This is a genomic window from Herbaspirillum rhizosphaerae, assembly GCF_001189965.1.
In the GTDB taxonomy this organism is placed as follows: Bacteria; Pseudomonadota; Gammaproteobacteria; order Burkholderiales; family Burkholderiaceae_D; genus Herbaspirillum; species Herbaspirillum rhizosphaerae.
Genome location: NZ_LFLU01000007.1, coordinates 172,620 through 190,816 on the forward strand (window position 1 = coordinate 172,620; position 18,197 = coordinate 190,816).

General features: G+C 62.4%; 16 protein-coding genes. 8 read left to right on the forward strand and 8 right to left on the reverse strand.

Annotation, left to right across the window (positions count from 1 at the left end; all coding sequences use genetic code 11):
* Position 1 precedes the first annotated feature (1 nt).
* Entirely contained in the window at positions 2-1,867 is a 1,866-nt protein-coding gene (locus AKL25_RS12210) for an amidohydrolase (protein WP_050477935.1), read from the reverse strand.
* A gap of 356 nt (positions 1,868-2,223) precedes the next feature.
* Here AKL25_RS12210 and AKL25_RS12215 point away from each other — a divergent pair, with 356 nt between their 5' ends.
* The 5 genes from AKL25_RS12215 to AKL25_RS12230 all read left to right on the forward strand — a co-directional run bounded on the left by AKL25_RS12215 (position 2,224) and on the right by AKL25_RS12230 (position 7,504).
* Positions 2,224-2,910 (forward strand): hydrolase, encoded by a 687-nt coding sequence (locus tag AKL25_RS12215; RefSeq protein WP_050477936.1) that lies wholly within the window; start codon positions 2,224-2,226, stop codon positions 2,908-2,910.
* 92 nt (positions 2,911-3,002) lie between these two features.
* Positions 3,003-3,170, forward strand: a complete 168-nt coding sequence (locus AKL25_RS23745; protein WP_083444670.1) for a DUF1427 family protein — start codon at positions 3,003-3,005, stop codon at positions 3,168-3,170.
* A gap of 58 nt (positions 3,171-3,228) precedes the next feature.
* Positions 3,229-3,504: a DUF1427 family protein gene (locus AKL25_RS12220; protein WP_050477937.1), complete on the forward strand. Its 276-nt coding sequence runs from the start codon at positions 3,229-3,231 to the stop codon at positions 3,502-3,504.
* Positions 3,505-3,782: 278 nt separating this feature from the next.
* Positions 3,783-4,187: a response regulator transcription factor gene (locus AKL25_RS12225; protein ID WP_050477938.1), complete on the forward strand. Its 405-nt coding sequence runs from the start codon at positions 3,783-3,785 to the stop codon at positions 4,185-4,187.
* Entirely contained in the window at positions 4,184-7,504 is a 3,321-nt protein-coding gene (locus AKL25_RS12230; RefSeq protein WP_050477939.1) for an ATP-binding protein, read from the forward strand. The genes AKL25_RS12225 and AKL25_RS12230 overlap by 4 nt, the downstream gene beginning before the upstream one ends.
* A gap of 26 nt (positions 7,505-7,530) precedes the next feature.
* Here AKL25_RS12230 and AKL25_RS12235 read toward each other — a convergent pair whose 3' ends face one another.
* Both AKL25_RS12235 and AKL25_RS12240 read right to left on the reverse strand, forming a co-directional pair.
* Positions 7,531-8,454, reverse strand: a complete 924-nt coding sequence (locus AKL25_RS12235; protein ID WP_050477940.1) for a helix-turn-helix transcriptional regulator — start codon at positions 8,452-8,454, stop codon at positions 7,531-7,533.
* A gap of 160 nt (positions 8,455-8,614) precedes the next feature.
* Complete coding sequence (locus AKL25_RS12240; protein WP_050477995.1) at positions 8,615-9,517, reverse strand: LysR family transcriptional regulator; 903 nt, start codon at positions 9,515-9,517, stop codon at positions 8,615-8,617.
* Positions 9,518-9,713: 196 nt separating this feature from the next.
* Here AKL25_RS12240 and AKL25_RS12245 point away from each other — a divergent pair, with 196 nt between their 5' ends.
* Entirely contained in the window at positions 9,714-10,436 is a 723-nt protein-coding gene (locus tag AKL25_RS12245) for a pirin family protein (RefSeq protein ID WP_050477941.1), read from the forward strand.
* Positions 10,437-10,686: 250 nt separating this feature from the next.
* Positions 10,687-11,664 carry an alpha/beta fold hydrolase gene (locus AKL25_RS12250; RefSeq protein WP_083444672.1) on the forward strand — a complete coding sequence of 326 codons (978 nt, stop codon included), beginning with the start codon at positions 10,687-10,689 and terminating at the stop codon, positions 11,662-11,664.
* Positions 11,665-11,765: 101 nt separating this feature from the next.
* On the opposite strand, the gene AKL25_RS12255 is transcribed toward AKL25_RS12250, so the two are convergent.
* Positions 11,766-12,395, reverse strand: a complete 630-nt coding sequence (locus AKL25_RS12255) for an FMN-dependent NADH-azoreductase (protein WP_050477942.1) — start codon at positions 12,393-12,395, stop codon at positions 11,766-11,768.
* A 36-nt stretch (positions 12,396-12,431) separates the two neighbouring features.
* Positions 12,432-12,935 (reverse strand): GNAT family N-acetyltransferase, encoded by a 504-nt coding sequence (locus AKL25_RS12260; RefSeq protein WP_050477943.1) that lies wholly within the window; start codon positions 12,933-12,935, stop codon positions 12,432-12,434.
* Positions 12,936-13,031: 96 nt separating this feature from the next.
* Between AKL25_RS12260 and pdxR the strand changes: the two genes are divergently transcribed.
* On the forward strand, positions 13,032-14,483 hold the full coding sequence (gene pdxR, locus AKL25_RS12265) for a MocR-like pyridoxine biosynthesis transcription factor PdxR (protein WP_050477997.1): 1,452 nt from the start codon (positions 13,032-13,034) through the stop codon (positions 14,481-14,483).
* A 1-nt stretch (position 14,484) separates the two neighbouring features.
* On the opposite strand, the gene AKL25_RS12270 is transcribed toward pdxR, so the two are convergent.
* From AKL25_RS12270 to AKL25_RS12280, 3 genes are all read right to left on the reverse strand, one after another.
* A complete protein-coding gene (locus AKL25_RS12270) occupies positions 14,485-15,042 on the reverse strand; it encodes a winged helix DNA-binding protein (RefSeq protein ID WP_050477944.1) in 558 nt (185 codons plus the stop codon).
* Positions 15,043-15,102: 60 nt separating this feature from the next.
* Positions 15,103-16,767 (reverse strand): methyl-accepting chemotaxis protein, encoded by a 1,665-nt coding sequence (locus AKL25_RS12275; protein ID WP_050477945.1) that lies wholly within the window; start codon positions 16,765-16,767, stop codon positions 15,103-15,105.
* Between the two features lie 239 nt (positions 16,768-17,006).
* The gene (locus AKL25_RS12280) at positions 17,007-18,083 is read right to left on the reverse strand and encodes a porin (protein ID WP_050477946.1); all 1,077 of its coding nucleotides are present in this window, start codon (positions 18,081-18,083) and stop codon (positions 17,007-17,009) included.
* Between the last annotated feature and the right edge of the window lie 114 nt (positions 18,084-18,197).

Here is an 18,197-nt window from a genome sequence, read left to right on the forward strand (position 1 = left end):
GTCAGAAGGCAAAGCAACTGCAACCGAGGGCGCCCCAGAAACCGGCGTAATTCGACACCGGCACGGATGAACCGCGCGCGGTGTCGTGCGCGTGGCCGTGCACGCCGCAGGAACCGGCGCAGGCGTGCGGCAGCGCAGGCGCCTTTGCCTTCTTCGCCGCCGGACGATAATGTCCCGGCACCAGCGAAACCGGCGACCAGTCCGGCAATACCGGAATCGGCGCAGGGCCGTGCGAAGAAAACTCGTCGTCCGCGTACACCACCTTGCCGCCGACAATGGTCATGACCGACTCGATCGCCTTGATGTCGTCTTCGTGGACGCTGAAGAAATCCTTGCTCAGCACCGCCATGTCGGCCAGCTGGCCGGCCTTGATGCGGCCCTTCTTGTCCTGCTCGCTGGAGAACCAGGCGCTGCCGGCTGTCCACAGTTCGATTGCGGTTTCGCGCGGCAGGCGGCCGGCGGTGTCGTACAGCTTCATGCCGCCGACCGTGCGGCCCGACACCAGCCAGTACAGCGCGGTCCACGGGTTGTAGCTGGCCACGCGCGTGGCATCGGTGCCGCCGCCGACGGGTACGCCCATCTCCAGCATCTTGGCTACCGGCGGCGTGTGGCTGGCGGCGTCGGCGCCGTAACGCTCGGTGAAGTATTCGCCCTGAAACGCCATGCGGTGCTGGATCGCAATCCCGCCGCCCAGCGCACGTACGCGTTCGATGTTCCTGGTGCTGATGGTTTCGGCATGGTCGAACATCCAGTGCAGGCCGTCGAAAGGAATCTCGCGATTGACCTTTTCAAAGACATTGAGCATGCGCTCGATGGATTCGTCATAGGTCGCATGCAGGCGGAACGGCCAGCGCTTGCTGACCAGATGGCGCACCACGCGCTCCAGCTCGTCTTCCATGCCGGGCGCCAGGTCGGGACGCGGTTCGACGAAATCCTCAAAGTCGGCAGCCGAGAACACCAGCATCTCGCCGGCGCCGTTGTGACGATAGAAATCGTCGCCCGTGCCGGGCGAGACCATATCGGTCCATTTCTGGAAATCTTCCAGCTCCGCGCCCTTGCGCTGGGTGAACAAGTTATAGGCGATGCGCAGGGTGAGTTGTCCATCCTTGGCCAACTGATCGACCACGGCGTAGTCTTCCGGATAATTCTGGAAGCCGCCGCCGGCGTCGATGGCGCTGGTCAGGCCCAGGCGATTGAGTTCGCGCATGAACTGACGCGTGGAGTTGACCTGATAGTCCAGCGGCAGCGTCGGCCCCTTGGCCAAGGTGGCGTACAGGATCATCGCGTTCGGCCGCGCGATCAGCATGCCGGTCGGATTGCCGGCCTTGTCGCGCTGGATTTCGCCGCCCGGCGGATTCGGCGTGTCCTTGGTGTAGCCCACCGCCTGCAACGCGGCGCGATTGAGCAAGGCGCGGTCGTACAGATGCAGCACGAACACCGGGGTGTCCGGCGCGGCGAGATTGAGTTCTTCTATGGTCGGCATGCGGCGCTCGGCGAACTGGAACTCGGTCCAGCCGCCGACCACGCGCACCCACTGCGGATGTGGCGTGCGATCGGCCTGCGTCTTCAGCATGCGCAGCGCATCGACGACGGAAGGCACGCCTTCCCAGCGCAGCTCCAGGTTGTAGTTCAGGCCGCCGCGGATCAGATGCAGGTGCGAATCGTTGAGGCCCGGCACCACGGTGCGGCCGCCGAGATCGATGACCTTGGTGTCGGCTTTCTTGTGCCGCATCACCGATTCGACATCGCCGACTTCGACGAATTTTCCATTGCTGATGGCGACGGCGCTGGCGATCGGATTTTGCCGGTCGACGGTGTGAATTTTTCCGTTGATAAGAATCAAATCGGGTGCGGCGGTTGCGGTCATGGCTGACTCCTGACGGTGCGATGGCATGGTCCCGGCGCCGGCGCTCTCCATGGTTTGCAAAAGCAAAAAAAGAAAATGCGCTAACCGGGATCAAGAAGAATGGAAGGAGTGTGCAAAATCGCGCAAGCGGCGTCTAGCTATACAAACAGATAATGGCGTGCCGGTTTGCTGCGACCTATGATGCGTCCCATGATGGCCGCTCCGTCTCCCCACAGGCATGTCTCGCGCCTCGGGATGGCATCTTGTTGACAGGCCGGCAACCGGATTTCCCGTTCGCCGTCTTGTTCAATTGTCATGAGCGGCCATCGTTTGCGACACCGCATTCCCTGCCTCACCCACCTCACCAAGGATTAGACATGACGAACCCGAAACTCGAAGTATTGACCCCGACCAACTGTCAGATGATCTTCATCGACCAGCAGCCGCAAATGGCTTTCGGCGTGCAATCGATGGACCGCCAGGTGCTCAAGAACAATACCGTGGCGCTGGCCAAGGCCGCCAAGGTATTCGGCATTCCGACCATCATCACGACGGTCGAAACGGAAAGCTTCTCCGGACACACCTATCCGGAATTGCTCAACGTCTTCCCCGACAGCGACATCCTGGAACGCTCGTCGATGAATTCCTGGGACGACCAGAAAGTACGCGATGCGCTGGCCGCCAACGGCAAGAAGAAGGTCGTGGTCTCCGGCCTGTGGACCGAAGTCTGCAACAACAGCTTTGCGCTGTGCGCGATGGCCGAAGGCGGCTATGAAATCTACATGGTGGCCGACGCCTCCGGCGGCACTTCAAAGGAAGCCCACGACTACGCCATGCAGCGCATGATCCAGGCCGGCGTGGTGCCGGTGACCTGGCAACAAGTGATGCTGGAATGGCAACGCGACTGGGCCCGCAAGGAATCCTACAACGCCGTGATGGACATCGTGCGCGAACACTCGGGCGCCTACGGCATGGGCGTGGATTACGCCTACACCATGGTGCACAAGGCGCCGGCACGCGACGTCGGCAACCACAAGACGCTGGCGCCGGTTCCTGCGAAATAAACGCAACGATATCGTTGCTTCATCGTCCGCCGGTTGCGGTCCGGCCGGCGGACGGAATCGAATGTTGAGTCCATGCAGGACATGCGCAGATCATGACAATTTATCTTTTATCGCTGGGTGCGGGAATACTGATCGGCGTGATGTACGCGCTGTTCAAGGTCCGCTCGCCGGCGCCGCCGGGCATCGCCCTGATCGGCCTGCTGGGCATGGTGCTGGGCGAACCGCTGCTGCCGATGCTGCGCCACTGGTTTGCCGGCTGATGGTCCGGCTGACTGCCCGGCTGATTGTCCGGTTGATATTGCGCTTCAGGAAAACCATATGAAACCTTATCTGATCTCTCTGTTGATGGGCGTGCTGGCAGGCGTGGTCTATGCACTGCTGGAAGTACGTTCGCCGGCGCCGCCCGTCGTTGCCTTGCTCGGCCTGCTCGGCATGCTGATCGGCGAACAGCTGGTGCCTGCCTTCAGGCGCAAGTTGTCGGGCGAGCCGCTGACGGCGGCATGGTTCCGCAGCGAATGCGTGCCGAAGATCACCGGTGCGCCGCCCAGGGATCGCGCTGCGGAAAAAACCGGCGACAAGCGAACGCCGCAATAATCGGGGCAGGACAATCAAGGCAAGGACACCCGCAAGACAACAACAAGAGTGAGACGGTCAGGCGACCAGAACCGACAATAACAAAGCGCCTGCTTTCCCGCCAACAGCTTCCGGATGCAAAACCGCCCGATTGGCAGCGACGAGAGACGAAGGAAGAGAACTTCCGATCCGATGTTTGTCGCTACAATCGTGCTTTTCCAAAAAAATCTGCGCGGCAGGATAGGTCATCCCGGCGTCATCCGATCCGGGTCGTCAGATAAGTCAGCGGTGGAGGCACCATGCACAACGGAGAGCATCACCACGCGGCGCAATCGCTGATCGCCGTCATCGACGACGATCATGCCGTCAGGACCGCCTTGCGCAATCTGCTTCATTCCGCCGGCTATGAAACCTGCAGCTTCGAGTCGGCCGAAGAATTCCTGGCCGGCGACTGCCTGCACACGGCCAAGTGTGCCATCATGGACGTCAGGCTCAGCGCCATGAACGGCTTCGAACTGCAACAACACCTGACCGGCCTGCAGGTCGTGCTGCCGGTGATTTTCGTTTCCGGCAATGCCTCTCCGGCCGAGCGGGCGCGCGCAATCGAGCTGGGCGCCGTGGCGTTTTTGTGCAAACCTATCAATGCCGATATTTTGTTGACCTATATCAAGCGCGTCGTCGCAACTTCCGGAGAACAAGAGTGAGCAAGTCGCGCGCCCTGTCCCTGGACAACACGCCCATCCCGGCCGCCGGCGACGCCGAGCTGCGGTTTCGCATCACCGATTATTCTTATGCGCCCATCAGCGAGACCGGCGCCGTGGCCTACCTGCGGGCATGGCGGCAAAATGCCCGCCCCGACGCCCATGCGCATCCGCTGACGATTGCCAGGGCGAAGTCCGATACGCAGGCTGCCGAGGCGGCGCGCCAGTTGCGCAACGAGCTGGCCTTATGCGCCGCCATCGACGACGCATGGGCGCTCAAGCCGACCGGTTCGGTAGTCGGCGCCGGCGCCGTGGTGCTCTTGTACGACGACGCCGATATCCTGTCGCTGGACAAGGTCGCGCCGCACGCACTGACGACGGCATGTTTCATCAAGCTGGCGCCAAAACTGGCGCGCGTGATGGAATCCATGCATGCCAACGGGCTGGTCCACCGCAACGTCAATCCTTCCTGTTTTTTTATCGGTATCGACACGGCGGTCGACGAAGCCGCGCATTTCCGCGTCAAGATCGGCGGCTTCGGCCTTGCCGCCACCGTCGCGGAGATGTCCGGCGACGATGACGCTGCCGCTGCACTGCTGTGCGGCGAGCTGGCTTATATGTCGCCCGAACACAGCGGCCGCACCCAACGCGCTATCGACGCGCGCAGCGATCTGTATTCGCTGGGCGTCATCTTTTATCGCCTGCTGACGGGGCATCTTCCCTTCGGCATCAGCGGCGTCGACAGCGATGCCGCCGAGTGGATACATTTCCACATCGCCTCCGAAGCCGTCGCGCCGCATCTGCTGAGCGATACGATTCCACCGATGCTGTCGAACATCGTGATGCGTCTGCTGGAAAAAAATCCCGACCGCCGCTATCAGGATGCCACGCAATTGCATGCCGACCTGGAGTACTGCCAGCACGCACTGTCTGCGGAATCGAAAGACGGCGGCGCTGTCCGCGGCGACATCACCGCCGCGCCTCCGCTCCCTGTCCCTGCTACGCTTCACAGCCTGCTTCACAGTACGGAGCATGCCTCGCCGTCGATCACCTCTGCCGCCGTGCATGCAAGGAACCGGATGCAAGAGGCGGTGCTGCACTATCACGCGGGAGAATATGCCCAGGCCGGCACATGCATGGCCTTGATCGAAGAGCCGGAGCTCCTGTCGGAACTGCACGCCGAATTCCATTTTTTCAGCGCCCTCATTCTCGCCGCCGGCGACGCGCCTCCCGCCCAAAAGGAACAGCGGCGGCATGCGCTGACACAACACTGCGAGAAGATCTTCTTCCCCAGCGTCGCCAGCACACCGGTGCTGTCCGTGCAGACCACCGTCTTGCTGGGAGAGATTGCCCGTCTGAATGCGGACCCCGGCACGGCGCAGCGGCATTACGAACAGGCTGCGAGCCGCGCGGAAGAAAATCAGCTGTGGCACTACGCCGGCATCTCGCATGAACTGGCGGCGCGCGTCTGCCAGGAACAAAGCCTGCCGACCTCGCTGCTCGCCCATCTCAAATCGGCGCGCCGCGCTTACAGGAAATTCGACGCGCCGGAACTGGCGGAGCAACTGGCGCGCCGCTTCCCGGAAGCGATGGCGTCGCTGCCGCGCAGCCAGGATGCGGCGCCTCTGTCCGAGACTGCCAATATCCGCGATCTGGAAAGCGTCATCCGGGCGGCGCGTGCGCTGTCGGAAGAAATCCGGCTGGATGAACTGATGCAAACCATCATGTCGGTCACGCTGGAACACGTCGGCGCCGAACGCGGCCTGCTGATCCGTCTCGACGAACAGCTTGCCTACATCGATGCCTGTGCGCGCACCACTACGTCCGGTATTGCGGTCACGCTGGGGCATACGCCGGCAACAGAAAACGACATGCCCATGGCCATGCTGCACCAGGCGCTCAACACAGGTCATCAGGTCTATGCCGGCGACGACGGCGTGCTGCAGACATTTCAATCCGGCCTGAACAGCCGTTCGCATCAGACCGGCGGCCCGGCGCCTGCAGCGCGTTTCAACGCCATCTGCGTGCCGATGCTCAAGCAAGCGCGCGTTGTCGGCGCGCTGTATCTGGAAAACCGCGTGCTGCCCGACGCCTTCACTGTCGAGCACACGCAAATCCTGCAGCTGCTGGCGTCGCAGGCGGCGATCTCGCTCGAGACCGCGCGGCTGTATGCCGCCCTGCTGGCGGAAAACGCCCAGCGCAAAACGGCGGAGAAGGCGCTGAGATCCAGCCAGACCTCGCTGATTCAAGGCGAGCAGTTCAACCACATCGGCAGCATGCGCTACGTGCTGGAAGAAGGGCTGATGTACTGCTCCGCCGAGCTGTGCCGCATCTACGAGCTGGAAGCCGGCAAGGACGTCATTACCTACGAAGAATTTTCGGCCCTGCTGCATCCGGACGACCGCCATGGCGTGCTCGATACCGTCGAGGCCGCGGTCGCGGTGGGCGGCGTCATCCGCGTGGAACACCGCATCTGCCGCAAGAGCGGCGAAGTGCGCTATATCTCCGGCATCGGGAAACCGTTTTACGTCGACGGCAAGTTCACCGAATATGTCGGCACCGCCACCGACATCACCAGCCGGCGCCAGGCGGAAGATGCGCTGCGCGTCGCCCAGGCCGACCTGGCGCGGGTGTCGCGCGCCACTACCGTCGGACAGCTGACGGCGTCTATCGCGCATGAAATCAACCAGCCGCTGATGTCGATCGTCTCCAACGCCGGCGCCAGCCTGCGCTGGCTGGACCGCACGCCCATGCATCTGGAAAACGCCCGCGCCGGGCTGCGCGACATCGTCGCCGAAGGACAGCGCGCCGGCGACATGATCCAGAGCCTGCAGCGGCTCACGCGCAATACCGAGGCGGTCTTCGAGCGCATCAACCTGAATGCGGCGATACGTCATATCCTGGCCATCTCGCGCAGCGAGATCGAGCGCCACGGCATCTCGCTGGTGCTCAACCTGACGCAAGAAAACTTGTATGCGATGGGAGACTTCGTACAGATTCAGCAAGTGCTGCTCAATCTTGTGATCAACGCGATTGAAGCCATGGCGGAGATCGCCACACGTACACGCATCCTGTCGATATCATCGGCGAACGCAGACGGCGCGTTCATCAGGGTGATCATTGCAGACACCGGGGAAGGCATCGCTGCCGACGCCGCCGAACGGGTCTTCGAAGCCTTCTATACCACGAAGAAAAACGGCATGGGCATGGGGCTGGCGATTTGCCGCTCGATCATCGAAACCCATCGCGGGCGGCTGCAAGCGGCGGTCAGGCAGCCGTTCGGCAGCACGTTTTCGTTCGAGCTGCCGCTGGCGCAATAGACAGTGATCGGCAGGCAGCCATTGCGCTAGCCTTGCGCATTGCGCCGCCAGTTGCCCGGCGACGTCCCCGTCAACTGCGAGAAAACCCGGCTGAAATGGCTTTGGTCCGAGAAGTAGCACACGATGGCGATCTCGGCCAGCGGCAGGTCGGAGTGCAGCAGCAGCTCGCGCGCCTGCTGCACGCGCTGCATGAGCAGCCATTGATGCGGCGTGTGTCCGGTCGTCGCCTTGAAGGCGCGCAGGAAATAACTGCCGGACATATTGCATTCCTTGGCGATCTCGGCGACCGAGATGTTTCCCCGCACCTTGTTCATCAGCATCTGCTTGGCGCGGTCCTCATGCAGGCGCGACAAGCCCCGGCTCTTGCCCGGCATCGTGAGCGTGGCGCCGCCGTAGTGCTGGATCAGATAAGTGCCGATGGCCGTGCCCAACTGATCGACAAACAGCATGCTGGCTTCGCGCGGCCGGGCCAGTGCCGGCGCGAGCGCCTGCGCCAGATGCGCCAGCACCGGATCACGTTGCCCGGTCACGGTTTTCAGGCCGTTGATGCGCACACTGCTGATGCCCTCGCCGACACACGCAAGAAAAGCGCGCGGCAGTTCGCACAGCAGGAAATCGAAGCCGCCGTGCAGATCGGCGCGATAGTCTTCGGAGAAATCGCGCACGTACACGGCGCCGGCGGCGAAGTCGTGCCGCGACGCCTGCCTGCCGCGGAATATGCTGCGGCGATGCCCGTCGGACATGGAAATGCCGACCAGGAAGCCGCGGTCCGACGCCGAGGTGCTCACTTGCGAAGTGTGTGTCGCCTCGACATGCTTGCGGTAGAAGGCGATGCCGCCGCCATGCAACTCCTGATCCTTGTGCAATTTGCTGGCGACGCAACCCAGGGAATCCCTCGCCCGGACCGGCACCAGAGGCGGGGTCGCGCCATCGATAAATGTAGCTTGCATGGTCGGGACCTTTTCCGGAAATAAAACGCAGGGGCAATAACAATTGCACATTGCCAGTCATGAAATAGACGACGCTGCCACATCATGACTCGCCACCGGAAACTGCTAGCAAGACTGATACCCGCACCTGTCCGGATACCGCTTGCATGCATGTTTTTCTTCAGCGCAACAGGATATCCGGTATCAACTGTCTTTGCAGCCGCTGCAGCCACCACTTCTTCGCTTCGCCCATCGCCTCCGGCTTCCACGCCAGCCAGAACGACTCGTCGGGACGCGACTCTTCCGACTCCACCTCCACCAGCGCACCGCTTGCCAGCTCCTTGCGGATACAGGCGCGCGGCAAGAATCCGTGACCGATGGCTGCCAGCTGGCAAGCGATCTTGGCTGACATCGAGGGCACGGTGATGCGCTTTTGCCCCGCCAGCAGACCGATGGTCCGGTCCGACATGGTGCGCGCACCGTCGCCGACCACAATCGCATTGTGTTCCAGCAGATCGGCCCGCGTCACGGCGCGGCGCAGCCTGGCCAGCGGATGCGTGGGCGCCACGCAAAACACGAACGCCAGCTTGCCCACTTCAACCGCACGGTAACCGCCGCCGGACGGGCCGTCGCCGGCGGCGACGATCATGTCGGCGCGACCGTCGCGCAAGGCTTCCCAGGTTCCCATCAGGGTTTCACAGGCGATGCGCAACCGGGTGCCGCAGTGCAGATCTTCAAAGGCGCAAATGTCTTTGGTGAACGAATCGGTCGCGATCAGCGAGTCATGCACCAGCCGGAACTCGGACTCGAAGCCGGTCGCGATCTGGCGCAGGCGCGATTCCAGCTCGGCGGCCGCAATGACCAGCCAGCGCCCTTCCTTCAGCAATTCGCGTCCTGCCGCCGTAAGGTGCACGCGCTGCCCCTGCCGCAAGAACAAGGCCAGGCCCAGTTGCTCTTCCAGCTTGTTGATGGCGTAGGAGATGGTCGACGGCACCTTGTGCAGACGCTCGGAGGCCGCGGCGAAGGAGCCGTAGCGGTCGATGGCGTCCACCAGTTCGATGGCTTCCAGACTGAGTTTGAGCATGGCGATTCTCCGCAATCCGACTTGATCGAAAATTTCGATCATTAGAACACAAAAGCTTCAATCCGAAGCACCTTTGAAACGCGCAAACTTCTTTCCATGGCGCGATGGTACAGGCAGGAAATCTTGCGGTGTGCAATCAGCCCGGCAAATAACTTGCTGAATTTAATCGAATTGAAACGAAAAAAAGGCGCACATCATGATCGAACTACGCAAAGCAAACCAACGCGGCATCGCCGATCACGGCTGGCTGCATTCGCATCACACATTTTCGTTCGGCCACTACCGCGATGCCAAGCAACAAGGCTTCTCGGACCTGCTTGTCATCAACGACGACCGCGTCACCAAAAGCCAGGGCTTCGGCACGCATCCGCACCGCGACATGGAAATTTTTTCCTACGTCCTGGAAGGCGCGCTGGCGCATCAGGATTCGATGGGCACCGGGTCGGTAATCCGTCCCGGCGACGTGCAGATGATGAGCGCCGGCACCGGCGTGAGCCACAGCGAATACAACCACTCGAAAGACGAGCCGGTGCATTTCCTGCAGATCTGGATCGTGCCGAACGTACGCGGCGTGCCGCCCCGCTATCAGCAAGTGCATTTCAGCGAAGAAGAAAAGCGCGGCAAGCTGCGCCGGATCATCTCGCCTGACGGTACGGACGGCTCGCTGTCGGTCTATCAGGACGCCACGGTCTACGCCGGCCTGTTCGACGGCGCGGAAACCGCCGCACTGAACATCGCGGCAGACCGTTATGCCTACGTGCACGTGGCGCGCGGCAAGATCAAGGTCAACGGCGTGCAGTTCGGCGCAGGCGACGGCGCACGCATCCGCAACGAAACCCTGCTGCAACTGAGCGACGGCGAACAGGCGGAATTGCTGGTGTTCGACCTGCGTCCCAACGAACTGCCGCAACCGGTTTGAAATTGAACCCGCGCCGTCACCAGAAAAACAAGCCGCTGATGGGACACTCAGGACGCAGAGCATGAATGCGAAGAATTCTGCTCCGGACTATACGTTCAGATAATGGTTTTTCGCGGCGACGGCTTCTACCATCACGTCAGATTCCGGCATGCCGAAGAAGAATCGGGCGAGACAAAAGAGCAACAATAAATAGTAACTGCAGTCCCTGCAAACCATCTCCTCCACCTCACCACAACACAAGAGAAAAATCATGTCAAAAGATCAGCAAGATTCCGAAATCAGCAACTCCCGCCGCAACGCCCTGAAGGGCGCGAGCCTGGTCGCCGCAGCCGTGCTGCCGACGGCATCGTTCGCCGCCGACAAGAAAGCTTCCGCGCACAAGCAGCACAAAGCCGGCCTGACCGAAAACACCTTCGTCACCAAGGACGGCACCCAGCTCTATTACAAGGACTGGGGCTCGGGTCAGCCGGTGGTGTTCAGCCATGGCTGGCCGCTGAGTTCGGATAGCTGGGAATCGCAGATGTTGCATCTGGCGTCGAACGGTTTCCGCGTCATCGCCCATGATCGCCGCGGCCACGGCCGTTCGAGCCAGCCATGGAGCGGCAACGACATGGACACCTACGCAGACGACCTCGCCGGCCTGGTCGAAGCGCTGGATCTGAAGAACATGATCATGGTGGGTTTCTCCACCGGCGGCGGCGAAGTTGCCCGCTATATCGGCCGCCACGGCACCAGGCGCGTCGCCAAGGCTGCGCTGGTGTCGTCGGTGCCGCCGCAAATGCTGAAGACCGCCGCCAATCCGGGCGGCCTGCCGATTGAAGTATTCGACGGCATCCGCGCCGCATCGCTGGCCAATCGCGCCCAACTGTACAAAGACCTGGCTGCCGGCCCGTTCTTCAACTTCAACCGTCCGGGCGCCAAGGTGTCGCAGGGCTTGATCGACTGGTTCTGGGCGCAAGGCATGCAAGGCGGCCACAAGAACACCTACGACTGCATCAAGGCGTTCTCGGAAACCGACTTCACCGAAGACTTGAAGAAGTTCGACGTGCCGACGCTGGTCATCCATGGCGACGACGACCAGGTGGTGCCGATCGCAGCTGCCGGCATGATGTCGGCCAAGATCGTGAAGAACGCCAAACTCATCGTCTATCCGGGCGCGCCGCACGGCCTGACCGATACGCACAAGGACAAGCTGAATGCCGATTTGCTGGCGTTTGCAAAGTCCTGAGCGATGCCGGCTTGAGCGCTGATTGACGCAAAAAAAACGGCGGACACCCTGTGTCCGCCGTTTTTCATTGACGCACTTCAGCGTCGGCGGTCTTCACTTCATCAGGCCGCCGCCCACTGCCCGGCGATCGCTGCCAGTTCCGCCTTCGCGCGCAGCAGCGCCGCTTCACGTTCTTCGACCGCGCTGAACGTCAGCGGCTGGGCGTCAACAAAAGTTGGCGCCGCGACGCCGATGAAACCGAATGCCGCCCGCAATGCCGGCGTCAACGCATCCATCGCGCTGAACGGCGTACCGGGCCGCAGATCGGCGCCGCGCGTGGTGATGAACAGCACCTTGCCCGTCATCTGCCCGACATAGCTGCCGTCTGCGGCTATCTTGTAAGTCAGGTTGGTGCGAATGATGTTGTCGATGAAGGCCTTGAAGGACGACGGCATCGAGAAGTTGTACATCGGCATGGCGAACAGATAGGCGTCTGCCGCCAGCAGACGTGCGCACAAGGCGTCGGAGGCTTGCAGCGCCTGCTTCATGGCCGGCGTGCGATCCGCCTCGGGCGTGTAGGTGGCGATGGTGAAGAGTTCATCGACGTGGGCCGGCGTGTCCACGCTCACATCGAGATAATCAACCTCGACATCGGGACGCTGCTGCTGCAGCAAGTCGATGAAGTGACGCGACAGCGCGCGCGAATTGGACCATTCGCGCTTGGCGCTGGCGTCGACGTGAAACAATTTCATGAAACATTCCTTTGAAAATAATAGTGAATAAGACGCTCAGGCTGTCGCCGCTGCTGAAGCAAGCGCAGGCGTAATCGGCTTGCCGAAACGCATCGATCCGGTCAGCAATCCCTGGCGGAAATAGAAGCGCTGTGCCAGCGCATTGGCCAGACCGGTATCGAGCACCAGCCGCACGCAGCCCGCCTGCTCCGCCACCGCCGTCAGCGCATCCAGCAAGCGTGCGCCCCAGCGGCTTCCGCGCGCGGTTTCCGCCGTGACCAGATCGTCGACATAGAGAAACTTTCCATACACCAGGTTTTCCTGGAAACGGTAACCGGCCAGCGCGACCGCCTGGTCGCCGTCCCATGCCGCCAGCAGGCGGTAGGACTGCGCCTGCTGGCGGGCAATGCGCTCAAGGAAATCGTCTTCGCCCTGCAGATGCGGCCGCAACTGGCGCATCACGGCATAGCAGGCGCGCAGGGATTCTTGCGTGTCGGCATGGCGCAGGGCGGCGTCGTTTATCCCTGCCGGTTGTTCAACGGCATGCGGGTTCTGTTGCATGGTTGCTCTCCTTCTGTACACAAGCTTATCGAGCCTGCATCTTAGCGATCCGATGGCATAATGCACAGATCCAAGAAATAACATATGGACTGGTCCATGATCAAATCCTCCCTGCATGAGCTGTTGCCGCTGAACCTGTCGACCGGCGAGCCCTTCTATCGCCAGATCTACACCCGCTTTCGCAATGCCATCGCCGACCGGCTGCTCAAACCCGGCGACCGCATTCCGTCGGCGCGTGCGCTGGCCGAAGAACTGGGCGTGGCGCGCGGCACCATCGAAGCGGCCTATTCGCTGCTCAGCGCGGAGGGTTATGTGGAAACACGCGGACAAGCCGGCACCATCGTGACGCTGGGGCTGAAGCCCGGCTTGCACGCCGGTCCTGCGCAACAAGAAGCGGCTGCACCGACAGCACGCCCGCGCACTGCGGCGGCGCCCGTGCTGCACCTGCCTACGCCGCAGCCGTTGCCGTTCCAGATGGGGTTGCCGGCGCTCGACGCCTTTCCGCGCAAGCTGTGGTCGCGGCTGGCGGCGCGCACGATACGCGCCACGGCGCACAGCGACATGACTTATCCGCCCTACGCCGGCGTCGCCGCGCTGCGCAACGAAATCGCCACCTATCTGCAATTGTCGCGCGGCGTGGCCTGCACCCCGGAACAGGTGTTCGTCACCTCCGGCTACCGCGAGACGCTGCAATTGATTACCGGCGCGCTGTTCAAGGGCGGCGACAAGGTCTGGACCGAAGATCCCGGCTACCTGCCGACCGCCAACGCCCTGGCGCAGGCAGGCGTGACGCCGGTGCCGGTGCCGGTTGACGGCGAAGGTATTCGGGTGGAGTTGGGCGTGCAGGCGGCGCCGCGTGCACGCGCGGCCATCGTCACGCCGGCGCATCAGAGTCCGCTGTGCGTGTCGCTGTCGCTGCAGCGCCGTTTCGCCCTGCTCGACTGGGCTGCGCGCGCCAATGCCTGGATCGTGGAAGACGACTACGACGGCGAATACCGTTACGTCGGCCGCCCCCTGCCGGCGCTCCAGAGCCTGGACCGCGACGGCCGCGTGCTGTATGCGGGCACTTTCAGCAAGGTGCTGTTTCCCGGCATCCGGCTCGCGTATCTGGTGGTGCCCGTGTCGCAAATCGAACGCTTCGCCGCCGTCAGCCAGACCATGTTCAGCGGCAGCCCGGCGCTGACGCAAAGCATCGTCGCCGACTTCATCGCCGACGGCCATTTTGCGCGCCACGTGCAGCGCATGCGCAAGCTCTACGGCGAACGGCGCAAGATTGCGGCGGAGGGCCTGGACAGCCTGCTGGGAAAATACCTGCGCGTGGATCCGCAACCCGGCGGCATGCACCTGATCCTGCGCATGCGCGGGCGGCGTTCGGACAAACCGCTGGCGGACGCCATGCGCAAGGACGGCATGTATGCGCACACGCTGTCGCAACGCACCGTCCGGCATCAGACTCAGCCGGGATTGCTGCTGGGATTCACCAATATCGACAGCGCCGCGACCATGGAAAACCTGGCGCAGCGCATGCTGAAATTGGTCAGCAGCTAACTTACATCGACGTCGCCGAACGCGCCGCCTGCTCGTACAAGCCGGACAGGATGCGCAGGAAGCGCGCCAGCTCGGCCAGCTCGAAACTCTCCGCATCGTCGCCCGTCAAGCCCGAGACCAGCAGGCGCTCGCGGATTTCGTAGTAGCGCTTGCACAGATCCTGCCCGGCCTCATTGGTGGAATACAGCACTTCCTTGCCGCGCCGTTCGGTGTTGACGAGGCCCTGCGAGTGCAGCTTCTTGAGCGAATAATTGACGATGTGCGCATCCTCGATGTTGAGTATGAAGGCGATGTCGGCCAGCTTCTTTTCGCGCGCGCGGTGGTTGATGTGATGCAGCACCAAGACGTCAGTGGCGGTCATGTCCTTCATGCCGGCGGCGGAGATGCAGCGCACTATCCAGCGGTTGAAGGCGTTGTTGGCGATGATCATGCCGAATTCGAATTCGCTCAATTCCTTGCTTCGCCCCGAAGCCAGGTGCAGCGACGACACGATGGGCACCTTGCGGGCGCTGCCTGGCTGGGCGAAATTGGCCTTTACACTTTTCTTTTCGGTGGGCATGGTGAGTATTCAGTCTGTTTTCAAAAATCGACAGGGGACAAGCGGATAGGCGGATAGGCGTCAGCCGTGCAGGCGGCGCGCCGACGCCATGCGCAACAAGCCGCGCTTGCCGCCTTCGGAAATTTCCAGCGTCTTCAATTCCAGCGGCGCCGCGCCGTCGGCAGATGCTTCACTGCCCAGGTCGGTCTTGAAAATCGCCACGGCGCGGCCCAGCGCCACCGACTGGTCGTGCATGCTTTGCGCGGCAGCCGCGGCCTGCTCCACCAGCGCCGAGTTCTGTTGCGTCATGTCATCGATCTGCTCGATGGCGTCGTTGATCTGGCGGATGCCGGCGCTCTGCTCTTCACTGGCGGCAGAGATTTCCACCATGATGTCGGCCACATGCTTCACGCTGCGCACGATGTCCTGCATGGTGTTGCCGGCGGCATCAACAAGTTCGCTGCCGGCGTCGACCTTCTTGACCGAGTTCTGGATCAGGCCGGCGATTTCTTTCGCCGCCGAAGCGCTGCGCTGCGCCAGTCCGCGCACCTCCGCCGCCACCACCGCAAAGCCGCGGCCCTGTTCGCCGGCGCGCGCCGCTTCGACGGCGGCGTTCAGCGCCAGGATATTGGTCTGGAAAGCGATGCCGTCGATGACGCCGATGATCTCGACGATCTGGCGCGAACTGTCCTTGATTTCCTTCATGGTGCTGACTACCTGCGTTACTACCGCGCCGCCCTGCATCGCCACTTGCGACGCGTTCAGCACCAGCTGGTTGGCCTGGCGCGCATTGTCGGCGTTGTGGTTGACGGCGTCGGTCAGCTCCAGCATGGAACTGGCGGTTTCTTCCAGCGTGCTGGCTTGCAGCTCGGTGCGCGCCGACAGGTTGGCGTTGCCGTCGGCGATTTCGCGCGCAGCCACGGAGATGGCGTCGGAGCCGTCGCGCACTTGCGTCACCGCGCTGACCAGGCCGTCGCGCATGTTTTGCAGCGCTGCCAGCAACTTGCCGGTTTCGTCCTGCGCGGTGCTTTCGACACGCACCGACAAGTCGCCGCCGGCCACGCGTTCGGCGATATTGATGGCGGCATTGAGCGGACGCGTGATGCTGCGCATGACCGAGTAGCCGACCAGCACCGCCAGCAAGGTGGCGATGCTCGCCATGGCGATCATCAACACGCTGGCTGCGCCGGAGACCTGCTCCGCCTCTTGTCCGGCCTGTTCCATGCCGCGGCCCTGGAAGGCGATCAGGTTGTCCAGCGCCTTGAAGTAGGCTGCCTGATAGGGAGCGATCTCGGGCAGGATCAGGTCGCGCGCCTGCTCGACCTGGCCGTCCTTGACCGCGGCCAGGAAATTGTTCAGCACCGGCGTGTATTGGCCGCGTGCGGCGCCGACGGCGTCGAGCATGCGCTTTCCTTCCACGGAACGGGCGTCTTTTGCGAGACGTCTGAGCGTCTCGTCGATCACGCCGCCGGCGCGCGCGATGGTGTCCAGCTCGCCCTTGATCTCGTCGACGGTGCTCATGAACAGCAGGTTGCGCATGCTGCGCGCAGTCTCGTCGAGCGCGCCCTTGACGGCGTTGGCCATCACGGTGCGCGGATAAATGTCGTTGGCGATGCCGCGGATGTTGCCGTTGATCTGGTTCAGGCGATAAACCCCGATCACGGTCAGCGCCAGCATCAGCAGGATGACGATGCCGAAGCCGAGGCCCAGGCGCCGTCCTATGTTCAGGCGAGTCAGTTTTTTCATTTGCTACCCCTCATGTTCCATGATTCACAAATACAGAGATACGGAGATGCAAGCACACAGCACTCACCTGGCCGGCGGCTTCCCTCAAGAAAGAATCTATCCGTCGCATTCGGGATACCGGCCCGAACACAATGGACAACTCTCAAAGCCGCCGGCAATCAGGCCCGGAACGCGGCGCCGGGGGAAGAGTGTTTTTCCAGGAACCACTCCCCGCCCCTGCGCAGCCTCCGGAGAGACGCCTAGAACGTGTGGCGGATGCCCAGGTTCCAGGCGCTGTTGCCGCTACCCGCTTCGATCGAACTGCCGACGGTGTAAGGCGCACCGTTCTTGTTCTTGATGTGGGCATACATGGCGTACAGGTCGGTGCGCTTGGACATCGCGTAGCGATAGCCCAGCGCGAACTGATCCGCATCCTGGTTCAGCTTGGTCTTGTCATCCTTGTGGATGTAGGACGCCAGGAAGGTATGCTGCACGCCGAACGGCACAGTCACGCCGACCAGCATGTCGGCGCTGTCGGTGGACGCGACGATGGCGCTGGTGCCGTAAGGGTTGGTGGTGTTGCGCAACGGCGAGCTGTTGAGACCCTTGTTGATACCGTAGGCGGCATGCAACTTGACCGGACCGAAGTTGTAGGTTGCGCCCAGCAGCGTGCTGCGGCCCGATCCCGTTTCGGTGGTGGTCGTGTCGTTGTTGCGACCGTGAAAGCCGAGGCGGACATACAGCGGACCGTTGGCGTAACCAACGGCTGCACCGATCTGGCTGGCGGCCTTGGTGCTGCCGGCGGTTTCGCCGAAGCCGTAAGCCAGTTCGCCCGTGACGCCGCCAAAGCTCGGCGACGCGTACTTGACGGTGTTGTCCATGCGGCTGGCGCCGTTGCCGGTATTCGGCATCAGGTTGGCGGCATCGCCGGCATAGCCGGTGCCGAAAGGATCGACGGCCGACAGCACCAGGTATTGCGGCGTGTACTGGCGACCGGCGGTCACCGTACCGAAGCCGCCGCCCAGGCCGACATAGCTTTGACGGCCGAACAGCAAGCCGCCCTGACCCAATGCGCCGGTGTCGTTCTGGAAGCCGGTTTCGAGCAGGAACAGCGCAGACATGCCGCCGCCCAGATCTTCCGTTCCCTTGAAGCCGATGCGCGAACCGCCGCTGATGCCGCTGGTCAGTTTGGTGACATGACCTGCCGCGCCGCCGCTCTCCACCACCAGACCGGTGTCGATCAGACCGTAGATCGTGACCGACGATTGCGCCAGCGCAGGTACTGCCTGGATGCCGACTGCGGCAAACGCCGCTGCAGCCAAGACTTTATGTTTCATTGAAACTCCCCGATTAAATGAAATTGCGTCAAACCCAAAAACCGCTTACCGGCCAAGCTTTGTGCGCGCCCTTCCTCTTTGCCGATATGCGCCTGCTCTCCTCCGGCGACGACA